A 299-nucleotide genomic window follows, 5' to 3' on the forward strand; every position below is an offset into this window, starting at 1 on the left:
GTGAAATCAAAATATGGACGCTTAGCTCAGTTGGGAGAGCATCGCCCTTACAAGGCGAGGGTCACTGGTTCAAGCCCAGTAGCGTCCACCACTTCCTCACAGTGGCTAAACAGTGAAATCAAAATACGGACGCTTAGCTCAGTTGGGAGAGCATCGCCCTTACAAGGCGAGGGTCACTGGTTCAAGCCCAGTAGCGTCCACCACTTTCTCACAGTGGCTAAATAGTGAAATCAAAATATGGACGCTTAGCTCAGTTGGGAGAGCATCGCCCTTACAAGGCGAGGGTCACTGGTTCAAGC

Annotated in this window: 2 tRNA genes; both read left to right on the forward strand. The window is 51.2% G+C overall.

Annotated features, from left to right (window positions below):
• The first annotated feature begins 15 nt into the window (after positions 1-15).
• Positions 16-91 (forward strand) — tRNA-Val (locus ACXAGK_RS19500).
• Positions 92-127: 36 nt separating this feature from the next.
• Positions 128-203, forward strand: a tRNA-Val gene (locus ACXAGK_RS19505).
• Positions 204-299 lie beyond the last annotated feature (96 nt).

It is taken from the genome of Alteromonas sp. ABM1_013 (assembly GCF_056160505.1).